17 protein-coding genes are annotated in these 15,619 nt (G+C 39.7%); 4 read left to right on the top strand and 13 right to left on the bottom strand.

Translation table 11 applies throughout. The annotated features are described in order from the left end of the window. Positions 1-7: 7 nt before the first annotated feature. The 7 genes from ACTJJQ_RS00965 to ACTJJQ_RS00935 all read right to left on the bottom strand — a co-directional run bounded on the left by ACTJJQ_RS00965 (position 8) and on the right by ACTJJQ_RS00935 (position 5,023). Positions 8-391: a DUF2750 domain-containing protein gene (locus tag ACTJJQ_RS00965; RefSeq protein ID WP_440599873.1), complete on the bottom strand. Its 384-nt coding sequence runs from the start codon at positions 389-391 to the stop codon at positions 8-10. A gap of 65 nt (positions 392-456) precedes the next feature. Continuing rightward, positions 457-699, bottom strand: coding sequence for a DNA-binding protein (locus ACTJJQ_RS00960; RefSeq protein WP_035390920.1), 243 nt, complete (start codon positions 697-699; stop codon positions 457-459). Between the two features lie 47 nt (positions 700-746). Next, the gene (locus ACTJJQ_RS00955) at positions 747-1,505 is read right to left on the bottom strand and encodes an Imm26 family immunity protein (protein WP_165378939.1); all 759 of its coding nucleotides are present in this window, start codon (positions 1,503-1,505) and stop codon (positions 747-749) included. Next, the gene (locus tag ACTJJQ_RS00950) at positions 1,506-2,204 is read right to left on the bottom strand and encodes a hypothetical protein (protein WP_440599872.1); all 699 of its coding nucleotides are present in this window, start codon (positions 2,202-2,204) and stop codon (positions 1,506-1,508) included. It lies immediately after the preceding gene. Positions 2,205-2,341: 137 nt separating this feature from the next. Continuing rightward, positions 2,342-2,809, bottom strand: a complete 468-nt coding sequence (locus ACTJJQ_RS00945) for a hypothetical protein (protein ID WP_440599871.1) — start codon at positions 2,807-2,809, stop codon at positions 2,342-2,344. A gap of 140 nt (positions 2,810-2,949) precedes the next feature. Next, positions 2,950-3,738 (bottom strand): BPU family class D beta-lactamase, encoded by a 789-nt coding sequence (gene blaBPU, locus ACTJJQ_RS00940; RefSeq protein WP_008342608.1) that lies wholly within the window; start codon positions 3,736-3,738, stop codon positions 2,950-2,952. Between the two features lie 115 nt (positions 3,739-3,853). Further along, on the bottom strand, positions 3,854-5,023 hold the full coding sequence (locus ACTJJQ_RS00935) for an acyl-CoA dehydrogenase family protein (protein ID WP_331832524.1): 1,170 nt from the start codon (positions 5,021-5,023) through the stop codon (positions 3,854-3,856). 120 nt (positions 5,024-5,143) lie between these two features. Between ACTJJQ_RS00935 and ACTJJQ_RS00930 the strand changes: the two genes are divergently transcribed. The 4 genes from ACTJJQ_RS00930 to ACTJJQ_RS00915 are packed head-to-tail and all read left to right on the top strand — an operon-like array spanning position 5,144 to position 8,210. Then, positions 5,144-5,932, top strand: a complete 789-nt coding sequence (locus tag ACTJJQ_RS00930; protein WP_007501396.1) for an amino acid ABC transporter ATP-binding protein — start codon at positions 5,144-5,146, stop codon at positions 5,930-5,932. Further along, entirely contained in the window at positions 5,929-6,789 is an 861-nt protein-coding gene (locus ACTJJQ_RS00925; protein ID WP_035390933.1) for an amino acid ABC transporter substrate-binding protein, read from the top strand. The genes ACTJJQ_RS00930 and ACTJJQ_RS00925 overlap by 4 nt, the downstream gene beginning before the upstream one ends. Then, entirely contained in the window at positions 6,786-7,484 is a 699-nt protein-coding gene (locus tag ACTJJQ_RS00920) for an amino acid ABC transporter permease (RefSeq protein ID WP_008342617.1), read from the top strand. Before ACTJJQ_RS00925 ends, ACTJJQ_RS00920 begins: the two co-directional genes overlap by 4 nt. A gap of 12 nt (positions 7,485-7,496) precedes the next feature. Then, entirely contained in the window at positions 7,497-8,210 is a 714-nt protein-coding gene (locus ACTJJQ_RS00915) for an amino acid ABC transporter permease (protein ID WP_440599870.1), read from the top strand. A gap of 35 nt (positions 8,211-8,245) precedes the next feature. On the opposite strand, the gene ACTJJQ_RS00910 is transcribed toward ACTJJQ_RS00915, so the two are convergent. The 6 genes from ACTJJQ_RS00910 to ACTJJQ_RS00885 form a co-directional block, all read right to left on the bottom strand. Then, on the bottom strand, positions 8,246-9,076 hold the full coding sequence (locus ACTJJQ_RS00910) for a manganese catalase family protein (protein WP_007501404.1): 831 nt from the start codon (positions 9,074-9,076) through the stop codon (positions 8,246-8,248). A 128-nt stretch (positions 9,077-9,204) separates the two neighbouring features. Next, a complete protein-coding gene (locus ACTJJQ_RS00905; protein ID WP_017358082.1) occupies positions 9,205-10,245 on the bottom strand; it encodes a 2,3-butanediol dehydrogenase in 1,041 nt (346 codons plus the stop codon). Between the two features lie 70 nt (positions 10,246-10,315). Then, the gene (locus ACTJJQ_RS00900) at positions 10,316-11,536 is read right to left on the bottom strand and encodes an MFS transporter (RefSeq protein ID WP_440599869.1); all 1,221 of its coding nucleotides are present in this window, start codon (positions 11,534-11,536) and stop codon (positions 10,316-10,318) included. Between the two features lie 372 nt (positions 11,537-11,908). Beyond that, the gene (locus ACTJJQ_RS00895; protein WP_440599868.1) at positions 11,909-12,658 is read right to left on the bottom strand and encodes a glucose 1-dehydrogenase; all 750 of its coding nucleotides are present in this window, start codon (positions 12,656-12,658) and stop codon (positions 11,909-11,911) included. Positions 12,659-12,894: 236 nt separating this feature from the next. Then, positions 12,895-14,052: an iron-containing alcohol dehydrogenase gene (locus ACTJJQ_RS00890; protein WP_440599867.1), complete on the bottom strand. Its 1,158-nt coding sequence runs from the start codon at positions 14,050-14,052 to the stop codon at positions 12,895-12,897. Beyond that, positions 14,049-15,491: an alanine/glycine:cation symporter family protein gene (locus tag ACTJJQ_RS00885; RefSeq protein WP_348936136.1), complete on the bottom strand. Its 1,443-nt coding sequence runs from the start codon at positions 15,489-15,491 to the stop codon at positions 14,049-14,051. The genes ACTJJQ_RS00890 and ACTJJQ_RS00885 overlap by 4 nt, the downstream gene beginning before the upstream one ends. Between the last annotated feature and the right edge of the window lie 128 nt (positions 15,492-15,619).

The following is a 15,619-nucleotide window of genomic DNA, read 5'->3' as shown; positions in this document are numbered from 1 at the left end:
TGTCGAACTAGTAGTTTTTTAATTCTTCCTCTATATCTTCTTTTAATGTTTGAATTTCAATTGACACCGAATTATTTCGATTATAGAAAATGGACGGATTGATTCCATCTGCTAACATTCCCGGCAGCCACTCTTCTATAAAATCGTCTAAATCAATCATTTCTGGCACTGTTTTTTCCCATTGGTCGATCGCACAATAAGCGGCATGTTCCTCTGTCGGCCAAAAATGAAGCTGCGGTACACGATGTTCATCCTCTGACATCACCCACCCCTTCTCGTTTCTTAATGACCAAACCTCTTCAAAATCAACAATCTTTTTGATGAAATAGTCATAACGCTTTTTCACAGGTAATTGGACGGTGGTTTCTAATTCTTTCGGATGCATGGACATTGCGTCACTCCTTTTATTTATAAATGGGCTTAATCATAAGAATTTAGCAAGCTCATATATAGGAACTATTTGTATTCTTCTAACCAGTCATTCAAATCCTCTACAGGATGTAAGTAAGAATTAGGTGAATCTTTCAAATCAATTCCACTTAAAAGAATCAGCATATCCCAAACTTGATCATCGTCTATTTCTGGATCGTCTGCAGAAACGTAAATTTCAGCCCAATCAGACACTTGTTCTCTTGTGATCGTCCCCTTTAAGACATTTCGTATTTTATTTAAACAGTCTAGCATTTTTGGTTCAGCCATTTATTACACCATTCCTTTCTCAAAACTCATTTTACGCTGTAAACTGCCTATATTTCATATTTAATAATATCCTCCATTGACATACCTTTAAAATATAATGAAAGAATGCTTATAATAGTGTATTCGCCAAGCATACCAATCGGGTTAAATATCATTTTAGCCGTTTTTGGGTCAGCAACCTCTAAGTCCATAACAGGTGCATTGTGACCTTCTTTCCCCTTGCTTACGTAATAATTTCCATCTCGGTATTCCACGAATTTCAGATTTTGAAGATCCTCTTCTTTTATAAAATCTTGATTTATTTTTGTGATGACTTTCCATGAACCATTTAAAAAGCCTGTCAGACCTGTATTTGCAACAAATAGTTCATTCTCTTTTTTCATCAATTGTTTTAACTCATTTTTTTCTATTCTTTCATCAACAAACAAATCATAGTATTGGATTAAAATATCATCATATTGATTTTTCCCCTCACCCGAAATGATCAAAGCATAGCTCAATTTCCCAACTTCTTTTAATGGGAGTTCAAATATAGCTCCTGGTTCCACTTTACTTAAAGTTTTTACTTTTTTAGTTGTTATTTTAATATCCGTTACTTCTTTGTCGTTTAAATCATCAAAATAGTGACTACCTCCATTGTTTAAAGCCATCATAATTGTCAAAAGCATCTCATCAATCGTTGGCTTCTTCTTCAAATGTTCCTCAGTCATTTCATAGAATTGTTCAATCGCTTCTTCAAAAATATCTAATCCATCATCACCAATTATGATGTTCTTTTTTTTATGTTCTTCTTCCCAAAAGCCCATTTAGAATACCCCTTTATATATTGTGTTCTTTAGGTTATTCTCACACGATAAACGTATACTTGTATAAACTGTTTTATTTGCACGTTTGAAAAGTGCCACTTCATGATCCGTTAACCACTTAAGCTCTCTCATATGATAGGAAATTTCTTCTAAGTAAGTATCGGTTTTAGCAATTAATTTTTTATCTAAGATATTTCTTTTATTGTCTTCAACTACAAGATAAAGAGTAAACTGTTTTAAATCTAATTCGATAAGTGGGTAAGCTTTTCTTTTTTTATCGGGACTTAGTTTTGTTCTCCCTTTAATCTCCGCTTTATATTCCTTCTCCTTCATTTTCTTAAATGTTGCTTTGACTAGCTGACTGTCCCAATTCTTCAGTTCACAAAGATAGAGTATCGCTTTTTCCAAAGTATCTGCTAAGATCTTTTTCTTATTTGTTGCATTTTCAAATTCACTGTAACGGAAGGATACTTCCAGCTCGTACGTATTTTTTATAAATAAGATGTCTGGTTCATCTTTTGAAGTACTAATTAATTTGTAGTCTTTAAAAGGCCCACATATCAAAACAATAGCCTCACAATCTTTCGTTTGAAATTTCTTTTCTAATTCGTATAAAAACATTTCAGTCATACAAAAGGATTGGCTGGCTAAGTTCCCATGATCGTCATCTGACATTAATTGTATATTTTTCAAATGCACTTCTTGTAAGCCTCCTAATAAGATTGTGAATGTTTGCTCACTCTTTTTTCAAAACTTGCTTTCTTAGGTGTAAATGCTCTATCTCATTCCCATTAAAATGCCCTTTCTTCCCTTCTAAATATAGCTAGTTTAAAATATTAGCTCCTTAGAATTTGAAGAATTTCTGTTGCTTCTTTGTACAATTCATTAACTAGTTGTATAATAATTCCTCGCAAATCCAATTCATTTTCAAATGCAATTAAATATCCTTTTTTGCTGATCAGATTATTTGATACACAATCCCAGATATCCAGATGGTCTATACAATAACCTTCATCTCCCTCATCACCATCATGAAACTCTTCGCCATTTAGATAATCTACTGAAAAATATATGGATGAATGATAACCTGCTTTAAAACAATCTGAAACATGAACTTCTCTCCCGCTAAATTTCTTCCCATATCCGAATCGTCCAAATGCAGCATTGATTGTTAACCCTAAATCTCTAAAATCTATTTGTTTTTCATTCACTATATTCAAAGCGATTTTTGTTATTTCTTTTTCGATATCTGCGATAAATTCTTTGGTCAAAGTATTCAATTTAATTTTTTTCAAATTTTTCACCTCTTGCATTGCCTATAGTTGTTAAGATAATGATTACTATTTCACTTCAATATATTTCTATAAATATACCATACTTTCAAACTAATCCATATATCATCAACTTATCTATATATCCCCTTTTTCACACATAAAAAAGCACCCTAAACGGATGCTTCTACCAAATGATATTTTTTCAAAATACGATAGGTGATTTCTTTTGCTTCTAGTCCGGTGCCTTCTATATTTGTGGCGAAGATGTAGGTTTTGTTTTCATGTTTGATGAAGCCTGCGTACCAGCCGATTCCTGATCCGGAGCCTGTTTTTCCGTATAGCGTGGTGTGTTTCTCTTCTTCTTGTATCATCATTCGTTTGACGGTTCTCATAACCGATAGGTCAAATGGGAGACTTTCTTCATATAGCTGTTTAAGGAAATGAACTTGTTCTACTGGAGAAATGCGCAACGTACTGCTTAGCCAAAATTGATCAATTCCGCCAGATATGTCTTGATTCCCATAATGAATGGCTTTTATCCAATGGCCCATGCGTTCTTCCCCGATGTCACGTGCCATGGCTTGATAATACCAGACGACTGAATCTCTCATGCCAGAGCCCAGTGTATGGTCCTTATTCCAGTTATCAATCTCTCTTTTTACTCCGTCCCAATATTTAATGTCATATTCATCTTTAACTGCGCCTGTTTGAAGTCCGATTAAGGCATTTGCTATTTTAAACGTTGATTGAGGTGCAAAGCGCTTGTTCGCTCTTTTTTTGTTATACACCCATGGTGATTTTTCTTTTACTTCTTGAATCACAAATGTGCCTTCCCGATCTTTCATGAATTCATCGACGGACCATTTTGGAGATGTTCCTTCACTTGATGCAGGCTTGCTCATACAAAGTGCTGCAAGCATCGCGCCAGCAATCAGCCATTTCATCTTTTTTTTTTGCAAACAATCACCCTCTTTGCTCATGATTGCAATCGATTGTAGCATGCTGACTGATCAGAAATAAGAGCCGCTCGTCCTCTTTTTCAATAAAAAAAGCCGGTTTTATCCGGCTTTCTGTTTATTGTACGTTCAATTTTTTCTCTTCAATCGCTTGCTTTGCAATTTTCGAAATCGTCATATCGTCCATTGGCGGGTTATGAAGGCCAGCACGAATGTCTCGATAGTAACGTTGAAGCGGGCAGCTAAGGCTTAAGCTTTTTGCACCGACTAAACGCATGGCTTTATCGACCACTTGCAGACTATGATTGACGACTGTATGCTTCACAGCACCGAATTCATTGATTAACAGCTCTCTTTTCTCTGGCTGCTCATACAATGTTGTCGTTGAATAGATGACATGGCGTGCTTGCTTTAGTAGTAAATCAATTTCGCCAATCAGTGTTTGGACATTTGGCAGTTCGCTAATCGTTCCGCTAATACTGTTCGGTGAATGGGTGATGGCATACTGAACAGCATAGTCTCTTGCCGCTTGCGCAATCCCTAAATAACAGGAAGGGATATGTGCGATCCAAGGATTCAGCATACCGCCCCGAGGTCCTTTTTGCACTTCAACCAACATGTCATCTGGGACTTCCACTTGATCTAGAATTAAATCATGGCTCTCTGTTCCTCTCATGCCAACAACATCCCACGTTTCTTCTATAGAAACACCTTTTGTATCACGGTGAATTAAGAAGAAGCCCATCGCTTCTTTTTCTTCGATCCATACACCGACGAGAAAGTATGTGAGTGCTGGTGACATCGTTGTGAATGTTTTCCGGCCATTGATCACCCAATGATCTCCTGATTTCGTTGCAGTTGTTCCAGGTTTGCCTCCTCTTGTTGGACTCCCTGTCTGCGCCTCACTGACGGCCCGGTTCACAAGAGCCCCATTTTTGATTTCTTCAGCAAAAAATTGCAGCTGCTTCTCATTCCATAGTTTCTTTTCATAAATTTCACCAACAACTCCTTGGTGCCAGCCGATCGATAAGGCAGTTGCTCCATCCATACTTCCTAGCGTTTCTTGAAAAAGGACCATATCCTTTACAGATTGACCCCCGCCCCCGTACTCAACAGGCAGAGACAACGTTGTATAGCCCAGTTCTACTAATGATTCGATATTCTGTTTAGGAAAATAGGCACCCTCATCATGTTCTTTTGCAGAATGTTCGATCGTTTCACGAAGGGATTCTAGTTGATTTAGCCAATTTTTTTGAAAATCTGTATCGACAAATAATGCTTTAGACAAAACGTATCCAACTCCTCTGTTTCTCGCAATCTATCATATCCGATTTATCCAATAGGTATTATTAAAACACACTTTACTTATAGGATTTAATGTGTTAAATTTTATCAATATTAAGTACATATGTCAAAGGAACGTGATGCTTTTATGATTTCTGCTACTAATCTACATAAATCCTATGGGTCAACTCATGTGTTAAAAGGAATTGATTTCACCGTACAAGAAGGTGAAGTGGTCGCCATTATTGGACCGAGCGGATCAGGAAAAACAACACTTCTCCGCAGTTTAAACAGCCTTGATATCCCAGACAAAGGAACGCTGACAGTTGGAGAAGCCACGATTCAATTTGAACAATATCGAAAAAAAGATCTTCTAAAACTCAGACAGCAATCGTCTATGGTGTTTCAGCATTATCACTTGTTTCAAAATAAACGAGCACTTGAAAACATCACAGAAGGATTGATTGTGTCTCAAAACATGTCTAAAAAAGAGGCAGAAAAAATCGGAGAGCAATTGTTAACACGAATTGGACTGCTTCATAAAAAAGAAGCATTTCCAAGCGAATTATCCGGCGGTCAACAGCAGCGAATCGGAATTGCCCGTGCGCTTGCCATGAATCCTGCGGTGCTTTTATTTGATGAGCCGACGTCCGCACTGGACCCAGAGATGGTCGGAGAAATCCTTGAAATGATGAAAGATATTGCGAGCCAAGGCATGACGATGGTCATTGTGACGCATGAAATTTCGTTTGCAAAGGATGTAGCGGATACAGTGATCTTCATGGCAGATGGGGAAATCGTTGAGAAAGGCTCACCAGAAGACGTCCTGATGAAGCCTCAGCATGAACGGACGAAACAATTTTTATCAAGAATTCATCGCGGGATGTGGCAAGGATTGGAGGAAGACAGATGAAGCGCAAGACTTTATTCACCGCCGCTAGTATCCTTCTGTTTCTCCTCTCTCTCATTGGCTGCAGCAGTGTGAAAACGACAACAGATGATGGCAGACAAATTGTCAAAGTCGCACTAAGCGCAGAAGTCAATCCGCCTTTTTTAGCCACAAATGACCGCAACGAGCCGATTGGCTATAACATCGATTATTTAAATGAAGTCGAGAAACGTTTGCCACACATTCATTTTGATTATACCTTTGGCGAGGAAGAATCCAATTTAATTGGGATCGGCGCTGGGAAATTTGAAATGGCGGCTAATTGGTTTTTTAGTAATCCTGAACGTGAAAAACGCTTTCTTTATCCTAAGGTTCCATACGGCTATTCGATGACAGGTTTAATTGTGAATGAATCAGAGCAAGATATTCAATCTCTAGACGATATGACATCAAAAAAGCTCGCTCCCGTCAGTCCTAGCGGCGGCCTTCGTTCCATATTAAATCAATATAATGAAGAAAATGATCCGAAAATTCCGCTCACGACCATTGAAAGCCCTTCAAACGAACTCAATTTAAAACGAGTCGAAAGTGGACGGTCCGATGCGGCTTTTATGAATATTTCAACCTTTGATACGATACAAAAACATCTTCACCTGAAAGTCAAAGTGGGCGGCATTGTCTCAAAGGAACCTATTTATCTTGTCTTACAGCCTAGTCAAAAGAAACTAGCATCACAATTGGACCGAGTGACACAAGAGATGATAGAAGACGGAACATTACCTGACCTTGCGAAGAAATGGTTTGGCGTTGATTTCTTTCAAGATATTGACTATATATCAGAGCAAGGCTATCAATATGAAGAAAGGAAGGAAGCGCCATGACGTTTACAGCTGGAGATTGGCTGAGAATCTTTTTACAAGTGGTTGATCGTCTGCCACTCACATTTCTTATGATTGTGGTGTCATTGTTTTTTGCCATCATCATCGGATTGCTGTTTGCTTGCATTCGAATCAAACAAATTCCAGTGCTGAAACAATTGGCGGTCATTTATTTGTCATTTACACGAAGTACGCCGCTCATTGTTCAGTTATTTCTGATTTATTTTGGTCTGCCTCAGCTTTTACTCATGGCCGGAATTCAAATCAATCATTGGGATCGTGTGTTATTTGTGATGATCACATTCTCGTTACATACGGGCGCTTATTTATCTGAAGTCTTTCGCAGTGCATATTCTTCTGTTGGGAAAGATCAGCTTGAAGCAGCTTACATTGTTGGGATGACAGATACTCAGGCATTAATGAGGATCATTATTCCACAAGCCTTTCTCATTGCACTTCCGAACCTCGGAAATTACACCATTGATCTCGTGAAAGATACTGCCATTGCATTTACAATCGGACTCATTGATATGATGGGACAGGTCAAAATCATCCTAGGTAATAACTACGGGATAGGGATGTTTGAAGTGTACGTCATCATTGCAATTGTGTATTGGCTGATTTGCATCAGTATTGAACTGATCACGATGCTACTGGAAAGAAAATTTGTGAAAGGCCGCACCAGCCTGTCACGCTAAGGAGGCGATTTGATGCAAACCATTGATATATCATTTGCGATTGACCAAATACCACATATTCTAAAAGGCGTTCCCTTTACCTTATTGATTGCACTTGTTTCTATGGCTGTGAGCCTTTTGATTGGATCTGTTTTTGCTTTCATTCGCCTCTTTCGTATCCCTGTGCTCCGCCAGCTTGTCACGCTCTATGTCTCATTTTTTAGAGGAACACCTCTCATTGTTCAGTTGTTTGCTTTCTTTTATGGCATTCCATTTGTTCTGACCAAAATGAATAGCACTTTTGGTTTGACCTTCCACCCGGATCTGGTCTCCCCGCTTACCGTTGCCCTTATCACCTTCAGCCTGCATTCAGCCGCACATTTAACAGAAGTGGTCCGCAGCGCACTTCTTGCAGTAGACAGAGGGCAGCTTGAAGCGGCGAAAATCGTTGGCATGACCACCAGACAGGCGATGATTCGCATTATTTTACCGCAAGCGTTTGTGGTTGCCCTGCCAAACCTAGGGAATCAGCTCATTCAGCTGTTAAAAGCCACGTCCCTTTCGTTTACAATTGGTGTACTGGAAATCATGGGAATCTCTCGCATCATTGCAAATGACGGCTACAAGTTTTTAGAAACGTATCTCGTCTCTGCTTTGATCTATTGGATGCTTAGTATTTTCTTAGAACTCGCTTTTGCTTTGTTAGAGAAACGAGTCAGCGTGTACGGAAAATCTCTTGGACGTTAAAAAAGTCGATCAGGCACAAACCCTGATCGACTTTTTTATTCTCCTTTTTTCGGTGTGTTATATAGTTCTTTCGGTGCTGGTTTGAGTTTAGGCGCAGAGCCGAACACGACAGGAGCAGAAATATATCTGAATTCTCCCTTTCCATCCATACTTCGGCCATGTGCCCATCTGCCTTCTTTGCTTTCTTCTCCTCTTGAGAAGTTAAACAAATCATAGGATACTTGCTGTTTTTCCAGTGAGCGCGGGAAGGTGGTTGGAACAACGACATCCCCTTCTCGTTCTTCTAATTCCTTAATTGCAGCCAGCCACATATTTTGATGATATGTATCACGAGCAATGAGAAAGGAGAGCATATCCTTCACTCCGCGGTCATCGGTCATTTCATAAAGCCGTGTAACCTGAAGTCTGCCTTGTGACTCCGCATTCAAATTTGCCCGGAAGTCAGCCATTAAATTTCCGCTTGCAATGATATATTTTGCATTCCACGGATACCCTTGACTATCTGCTGCCATTGCCCCTAAGCCTGCAACAATTGCATGTTGAGGATTCATTCCGCCCATGACGGCTGCAAGTGCTGGATCACTTTGATACGCTTCTTCTTGTTCTTTAACTGGGGCATTATCAAGTAATCGAGCAATCATCGTTGCCAGCATTTCGACATGACCGATTTCCTCCGTTCCAATGTCATGGAGCAAATCTTTATATTTTTGATCCGCTCGGCAGTTAAACCCTTGAAATAAATATTGCATCATCACGCTGATTTCTCCATATTGACCGCCTAACACCTCTTGTAATTTTTTCGCATAAAGAGGGTCCGGCTTAGAGGGCTTTGCTTCATATTGCAGTTCTTTAATGTGATAAAACATGATGTCATCTCCTTTATTTACAAAAACCTTTGCAGTTATCACTATTCAGCCGATGCCCTCTTTATGAAAAATCGCATGCTCTTATAAAAAAAAGAGAACGGCATCTGCCATTCTCTTTTTCGTCCTACTTATTCAGCACTGACTAAAATTTTCACTTGATCTTTTTCATTGATTAATGCATGGAAGCCATCTTCGATCACATCGTCCAACTTGATTTTCTTCGTGACGAGTGTATCTGCAGAGAAATAGCCTTTTCTCATTAAGTTTAATACAGATGGGAAAACATCTCTGTAGCCGATGATTCCTTTGACTGTACGTTCTTTAATGACAATGTCATTCGGCATAATTTCTGCGCCCTTTTCCCAAATGCTTACAATGACTGTTTCACCTGAAATTCTAGTTGATTGTATTGCTTGCTTCAATACAACAGGTACACCTGTCACTTCAAAAGAAACATCGACTCCACCATTTGTACGGCGTGCGATTTCTTGAACAACATCTTCATACTGAGAAGGATCTACAATGATCGCTCCAAGTTCTTTTGCTTTTTCTTGGCGCTCTTTTGATAATTCCACTGCATAAATGTCAGTAGCACCAGCTGCTTTTAATGCTTCAATGACAAGTAAACCGATTGGTCCACAGCCAAACACAGCTGCTGTATCCCCAGCTTGTACTTTACTAGAACGAACGGCATATAAAGCAACTGCAGAAGGTTCAACAAGTGCACCTTGCTCATATGAAATTTCGTCTGGTAACAAATGAAGTAATTCTTCATCGACAGATACATATTCAGAGAATCCTCCACCGCCACCAGCAAGTCCTAAGAAGCCCATGTTTTCATCTAAGTTGTAAGCACCTTGGTGCCCGTGAGTTGCAAAAATAGGTTCAACAACCACTCGATCGCCTACTTTGTAATTACTCACGCCTTCTCCAACTTCTACAACTTCACCAGAGAACTCGTGTCCCAGTGTAATGGGTGCTTTTTCTTTTGTAAGTGGATGAGGTTCATTCACAGGAATGAAGATCGGCCCGCCTAAATATTCATGTAAATCACTACCACAAATGCCGCACCATTTTACTTTCAGTTTCACTTTTCCTGGAGCAACTGTTGGTTCGTCAATTTCCTCTAGTCGAATGTCCTTTTGATCGTGCCAGCGTAGTGCTTTCATTTGTAAGACTCCTTTTCTCATCAATTTAATTAACTTACTTAAATAATGATAACATAATTTTTTTAATTTTCTAAGTAAGATGCACTATTTTTTTGACAGTCAATGGACGAAAAATGACAAAACATAGCAACAGACAAATAAGAAGCATACATAGGCAGCCAATTATGACAGAAGTACGTATCGATAACACATGCGCCAATACGCCGCATATTCCTGTCATCATCATCGTCAGAACAGCTTCACATAACGCATAAAAACTTGCCACTCTCCCCATGACCTCTACCGGGATATTCGTTTGATAAAAAGTCATAAAACCGGTGTTTGCAAATGCTAAAAAGAAAGCGAGAACAAAAAAGCCAGCTGCAGCGACAGTCAATGTGTTCGAAAAAGCATAGATCAAGTATCCAAAAGCCACAAACAAACTCCCCGCACCAAGCATCACTGAAACAGGCAGCCTTTCGACAATGACCGTATTGAGACATGCCCCTGCGATAATCCCTGCTCCAGCTACACTGACAAGAAACCCATATTCGGTATTGGTCAACATCAGCACTTCCTTTGCAAAAGCTGCTTCAAGTGAGTCAATCGCAGTCGGCAGCACCGTGATGGCGGCACTAAATAATAAATACACGGCCATCACTTGCCTGGATGTGAGACTGAAACGAAAGACAAGTTTTGCATCTTCCTTTAATACCGAGAGAGAAAAGCCCTTTTGTGCCCCGTCTGCTTTTGACAAAATCGGTAAACACATCGTCAAAACAGCAGATATCAAAAGGCAGATTGCATTTACATAAATTGAAAGGACTGGTGTACCAATGAGAAAAAGCAGCCCTGCTACGGCGGGTCCGAGTAAAATTCCACCAGACTGAAGCAAAGATCGAATGGCATTAAACCGTTTTCGTTTATCCGCCGGGATTAGTGCTGTCATATACACCATCGAAGCTGGATGAAACATGGCTTGTGCCATATGAATGAGAAATAGCATCACATATACGATCAATAAGTGGCCTGAAAATAAGGCAAAGGGTAAACAAGCAATCAGAACGGCCCGGCATAGATCTAGACTGATCATGACATTCCGCTGATTCAGTCTATCTACTAAACTACCAGACCAGCTATTTGTTAAAAGAGCCGAGACAGGTCTTAACATATAGACGGCTGTTACAGCAAGAACGGAGCCCGTTTCCTGAAAAATCAGCAGATGGAGAGCAATCATATAAATCCATTCTCCTATGTTCACAATACCAATCGCTCCAAGTAACATGCTCATATCCCGCCAATGTTTTTTCATCGTGGTGCCCTCCTTTTGTCATAAAAAAATCCCGCCCCCAAGACATTTCTGTCTTGAGGACGGGATTGACTCCGCGTTGCCACCTCAGTTCATTCACCTGTTACCAGATGAACCTTAGCAGGTTATCGCTAACCCTTCTCTATAACGGGAGAATGCCGCTGCATCACCATCACAATGAATCCGGTGCAGAGCTAAGAGGCTTGGTTCTGTAACGCTTCCCAGCTCCTTCTCAGCTTCACGGAGTTCTCTGTGTGAGGCAGCCATTACATACTCTTCTCTATTTGCGCTTTATCTTTTTTTCATCACGATCTTCAGCTGAATTGTTACATATTGTACTGCGCCTCCGTCAAGGCGTCAATGTTTTTTTTCATGTTAATCCGCATAAATCATTTTTCTAGTCATGCCGCCATCAACAACCAAATCTGTTCCTGTCACAAATTGATTGTCTTCATCTGTTAAATAAAAACAAGCTTTGACAATATCCTTTGGCGTTCCTACTCGATTGGAAAGATGCTGCTGATGGTCAATTTCTCGCAAATTTTTCTCATCCTTCGTTTCAATCCACCCAGGGGAAATGCTGTTTACTGTTATATGATCCTGACTAAAGGAAACAGCCAGCGCATGAGTAAGTGCTGATATCCCACCTTTTGATGCAGCATACGCTTCTGTATCCGGTTCTGACATGGTCGCGCGAGTGGACGAAATATTAACAATAGAACCGCCTGATTGATTCTCTTTTATATAACGTGCCGCTTCCCTTGCACATAAAAAAGCACCTCGTAGGTTTGTATGCAGCACATGATCAAACTCATCAACCGTTAGCTCATAAGGCGATTTTGTACACATAACCCCTGCATTATTGATGAGAATATCGATCGTTTGATAACGAGCCACGGCAGCCGACATGATGTCTTGAATATCCTTCTCTTGTTTCACATCCGTTTTTTTAAAAAAAGCCTCAAAGGACTCCTTTTTCAGCTGATCTTCCAAGCGCTCGCCCTTCTCTTCGTCAATATCCGCAAGCACGACACGCGCCCCTTCTTTCGCATAGCCATACGCGATCGATTCACCAATTCCATTGGCTGCGCCAGTGATAACGACTGTTTTATTGTGAAAATTCATCGTTTATCCTATCCTTTCTCTCATGAGATGTTGTCGTCTATCATACCACTCATGTATACATGATACCTAGTCAAATGGGACATAGAAAAACCACCACCTAAATCATACATTAGGAGGGTGGTATATTTGTAATTCTCCATATTGACGACATAGTCGTTTGCTTCTTGTGTAAAGTCTAGGAAAGTTTGTGTTTATCATTCAGTCATTCTATTCGGCTCTTTTTCTGTATGATTATATTAAAAAGCAGCCTTTAGTATATCTAAGTAGTCCGCTTTCGTAACGGCACGAACATTGCTTTTTGTAGAGTTGTTTTGTTCTGCTAGTTCAGCCATTTTTTCAAAATCTTCTACTTTTACATAAGATAATTCTTTTAGTGATGGAATACCTAAATTCTTTGTGAATGTATATATACCATCCATTAATTTTTGAATCGCCACATCATCTGCATCCGTTTTATCTGCAAAGCCCATGATGTTTGCAAGCTTTATGTGCAATGATTTGTTTTCAGCTGCATTAAATTGTATGACATAAGGTAAAAATACAGCATTTGCGATACCATGAGGCGTATCATAAAGACTGCCGAGCGCTTCGGCTAAACAATGCACGGCTGCTACATCAGCGGAACCGAAGCATAAGCCAGCGAGTAAACTGCCTTCCTGCATTTTGTATCTTGCTTCTAAATCAGATCCATCTTCATACGCCTTCGGTAAATAGGTCACAATGGTTTTCATTGCGCTTGCCCCCATCGCCTTAGAAATAGGGTTTGTTTCTTTACATGTATAGCCTTCAATCGCATGGACCAGTGCATCAACACCTGTTGCCGCTGTTATACTTTTTGGCACCGTAGAAGTAAGAGCAGGATCCAAAATCGCAATAGTTGGTCGAAGCAAGGCATGTTTTAAGGTGATTTTTTTATGTGAAGCAGCTAACGTAATCACAGATGAACGGGTCACCTCAGAGCCAGTTCCAGCCGTGGTTGGAATACAAATTAAGGGTGATACATTTGTGTACGCTTTCTTGCCTGCTATATACTCTTCAGGATTACCGCCATTTGGACCTAATAAAGCAATGGCTTTTGCCGTATCCATTGGGCTTCCTCCACCAATCGCAATAACCGCTGATGCTTGTACTTTTCTAAAGAGCTCTGCACCCGTTAGACATTCATGATCTCTAGGGTTTGGAGATACTTGATCAAAGACGACAACGGAATAACCAGCTTCTTGCAAATATGCTTCAATAGGCGTCACCAATCCTGCGCTTTTTACACCAGGGTCAGTTACAATCATAATTGTAGCACTAGGCAATACAATGTCCTCTACAATAGAGGCAATATCTTTAGATTTTCCAGTCCCCATGATCATTTTCGTATGACAATCATATTCAAAATTTATCATTGATTTTCTACCCCTTCATTTGTTGATTTAATCGCTTGTTTTTCTGCTCCCCACCATTCTATTCCTTTTAAACCTGGAATGGTAGAAGCGTAAAAAACAGGGTTCTTTCCTACCTTTCTTTGTCCCATGTAATCATTTAGAGCCGCAAAAGCAAATTTGCCTAAAATCGCAATGGCAACCAAGTTAACAATGGCCATAATCGCCATCGACAAGTCCGCTAACGTCCAAACGATTTGTAAGTTAGCGAGAGCACCAAACATAATCATCATTAAAACAGTGATTCGATACACGAATAGCGCGGTTACACTGTTATGAATAAAACTGATATTGGCTTCACCGTAATAGTAGCCACCTACAATGGAGCTAAATGCAAAAGTAAAGATCGCAAATGCTAAGAAAATACTCGCCCAAGAACCGAAATGCTGCGCCATTGCAGCTTGAGTAATTTCAATACCTGACAAATCACCTGCTGTTTCTACTGTTGATAGCATAATAATAAATGCTGTACAACTACAAACAACTAATGTATCAAAAAAAACGCCTAATAATTGAACAAACCCTTGTTTTACTGGGTGTGAAACATGAGCAGCAGCAGCTGCATTTGGCGCACTTCCCATTCCTGCTTCATTGGAAAATAAACCGCGTTTGACACCGTTCATTATTGCAGCGCCGATTCCGCCTCCAACCATTTGCTCTAATCCAAACGCACTTTTCATAATACTTGCTAATGCTGCGGGTACATCAGCGATATTTGTCACAATCACATAAAGTGCTAAGATAATATAAAACGAGGACATGATTGGCACAATGATTTGGGTAAAGCGGGCAATTCTCTTTACACCACCAAAAATGATGAAAGCCGTAAGAATGGTTACGAATACCCCCATGCCAATTGGACTGATACCAAATGAATATCGAAAGGCATTTGTGATGGTGTTCGTTTGTACTGCATTAAAAATTAAGCCAAAACTAAGAATAACAGAAAAGGCAAAGATCCTACTTGGCCATTTCAGTCCAAATTGCTTTTGTATATAATAGCCTGGACCCCCTTTAAAACCATCACTTGTTCTCACTTTATATATTTGAGCGAGTGTGCTTTCGACAAATGCAGAAGCTCCCCCTAAAACTGCTGCAAACCACATCCAAAAAATAGCTCCAGGACCACCAACTGTGATGGCAATAGCAACACCTGCCATATTTCCAGTTCCAATCCTCGTCGCTGCTCCGATAAAGAAAGCTTGCATTGAAGAAATGTCTTGACTCCCTTTTATTTTTGGAGCTTTTTCAAAAATAGAACGGAAGATCTCTTTTAGTAAGACAATTTGCATAAACTTCATTCTCACCGTAAAGTAGATTCCAATCCCTATTAACATAACGACTAAAATATATGTCCATAAAAAGTCATTTATTGAATTGACAATCGTTTCAAACAAAGCCATCCCCCCTATAAAATCTGAACATTCTAAATAATGAAAGCGCCCACTTTTATCATAGTAAAAATGTTATGATCTATCTATAGAAGTTTTCTGATTGCATCAATCGGCTGATCCGATTTAGGAGGGATTGA

Origin of the sequence: Bacillus sp. 22483, from assembly GCF_052044605.1 — a bacterium.
GTDB lineage: Bacteria > Bacillota > Bacilli > Bacillales > Bacillaceae > Bacillus > Bacillus altitudinis.
The sequence above is the reverse complement of the archived record's forward strand: the minus strand, read 5'-3'. Positions and strand labels throughout refer to the sequence as shown.

What these genes read in the sequence shown, in the direction of transcription:
- ACTJJQ_RS00905 (WP_017358082.1), bottom strand. Translation starts at nt 10,245, where the DNA reads ATGAAAGCACTACGCTGGCACGATCAAAAGGACATTCGACTAGAGGAA.
- ACTJJQ_RS00915 (WP_440599870.1), top strand. Translation starts at nt 7,497, where the DNA reads ATGCAAACCATTGATATATCATTTGCGATTGACCAAATACCACATATT.
- ACTJJQ_RS00890 (WP_440599867.1), bottom strand. Translation starts at nt 14,052, where the DNA reads ATGATAAATTTTGAATATGATTGTCATACGAAAATGATCATGGGGACT.
- ACTJJQ_RS00885 (WP_348936136.1), bottom strand. Translation starts at nt 15,491, where the DNA reads ATGGCTTTGTTTGAAACGATTGTCAATTCAATAAATGACTTTTTATGG.
- ACTJJQ_RS00960 (WP_035390920.1), bottom strand. Translation starts at nt 699, where the DNA reads ATGGCTGAACCAAAAATGCTAGACTGTTTAAATAAAATACGAAATGTC.
- ACTJJQ_RS00930 (WP_007501396.1), top strand. Translation starts at nt 5,144, where the DNA reads ATGTCAAAGGAACGTGATGCTTTTATGATTTCTGCTACTAATCTACAT.
- ACTJJQ_RS00920 (WP_008342617.1), top strand. Translation starts at nt 6,786, where the DNA reads ATGACGTTTACAGCTGGAGATTGGCTGAGAATCTTTTTACAAGTGGTT.
- ACTJJQ_RS00895 (WP_440599868.1), bottom strand. Translation starts at nt 12,658, where the DNA reads ATGAATTTTCACAATAAAACAGTCGTTATCACTGGCGCAGCCAATGGA.
- ACTJJQ_RS00900 (WP_440599869.1), bottom strand. Translation starts at nt 11,536, where the DNA reads ATGAAAAAACATTGGCGGGATATGAGCATGTTACTTGGAGCGATTGGT.
- ACTJJQ_RS00955 (WP_165378939.1), bottom strand. Translation starts at nt 1,505, where the DNA reads ATGGGCTTTTGGGAAGAAGAACATAAAAAAAAGAACATCATAATTGGT.
- ACTJJQ_RS00910 (WP_007501404.1), bottom strand. Translation starts at nt 9,076, where the DNA reads ATGTTTTATCACATTAAAGAACTGCAATATGAAGCAAAGCCCTCTAAG.
- ACTJJQ_RS00925 (WP_035390933.1), top strand. Translation starts at nt 5,929, where the DNA reads ATGAAGCGCAAGACTTTATTCACCGCCGCTAGTATCCTTCTGTTTCTC.
- ACTJJQ_RS00965 (WP_440599873.1), bottom strand. Translation starts at nt 391, where the DNA reads ATGTCCATGCATCCGAAAGAATTAGAAACCACCGTCCAATTACCTGTG.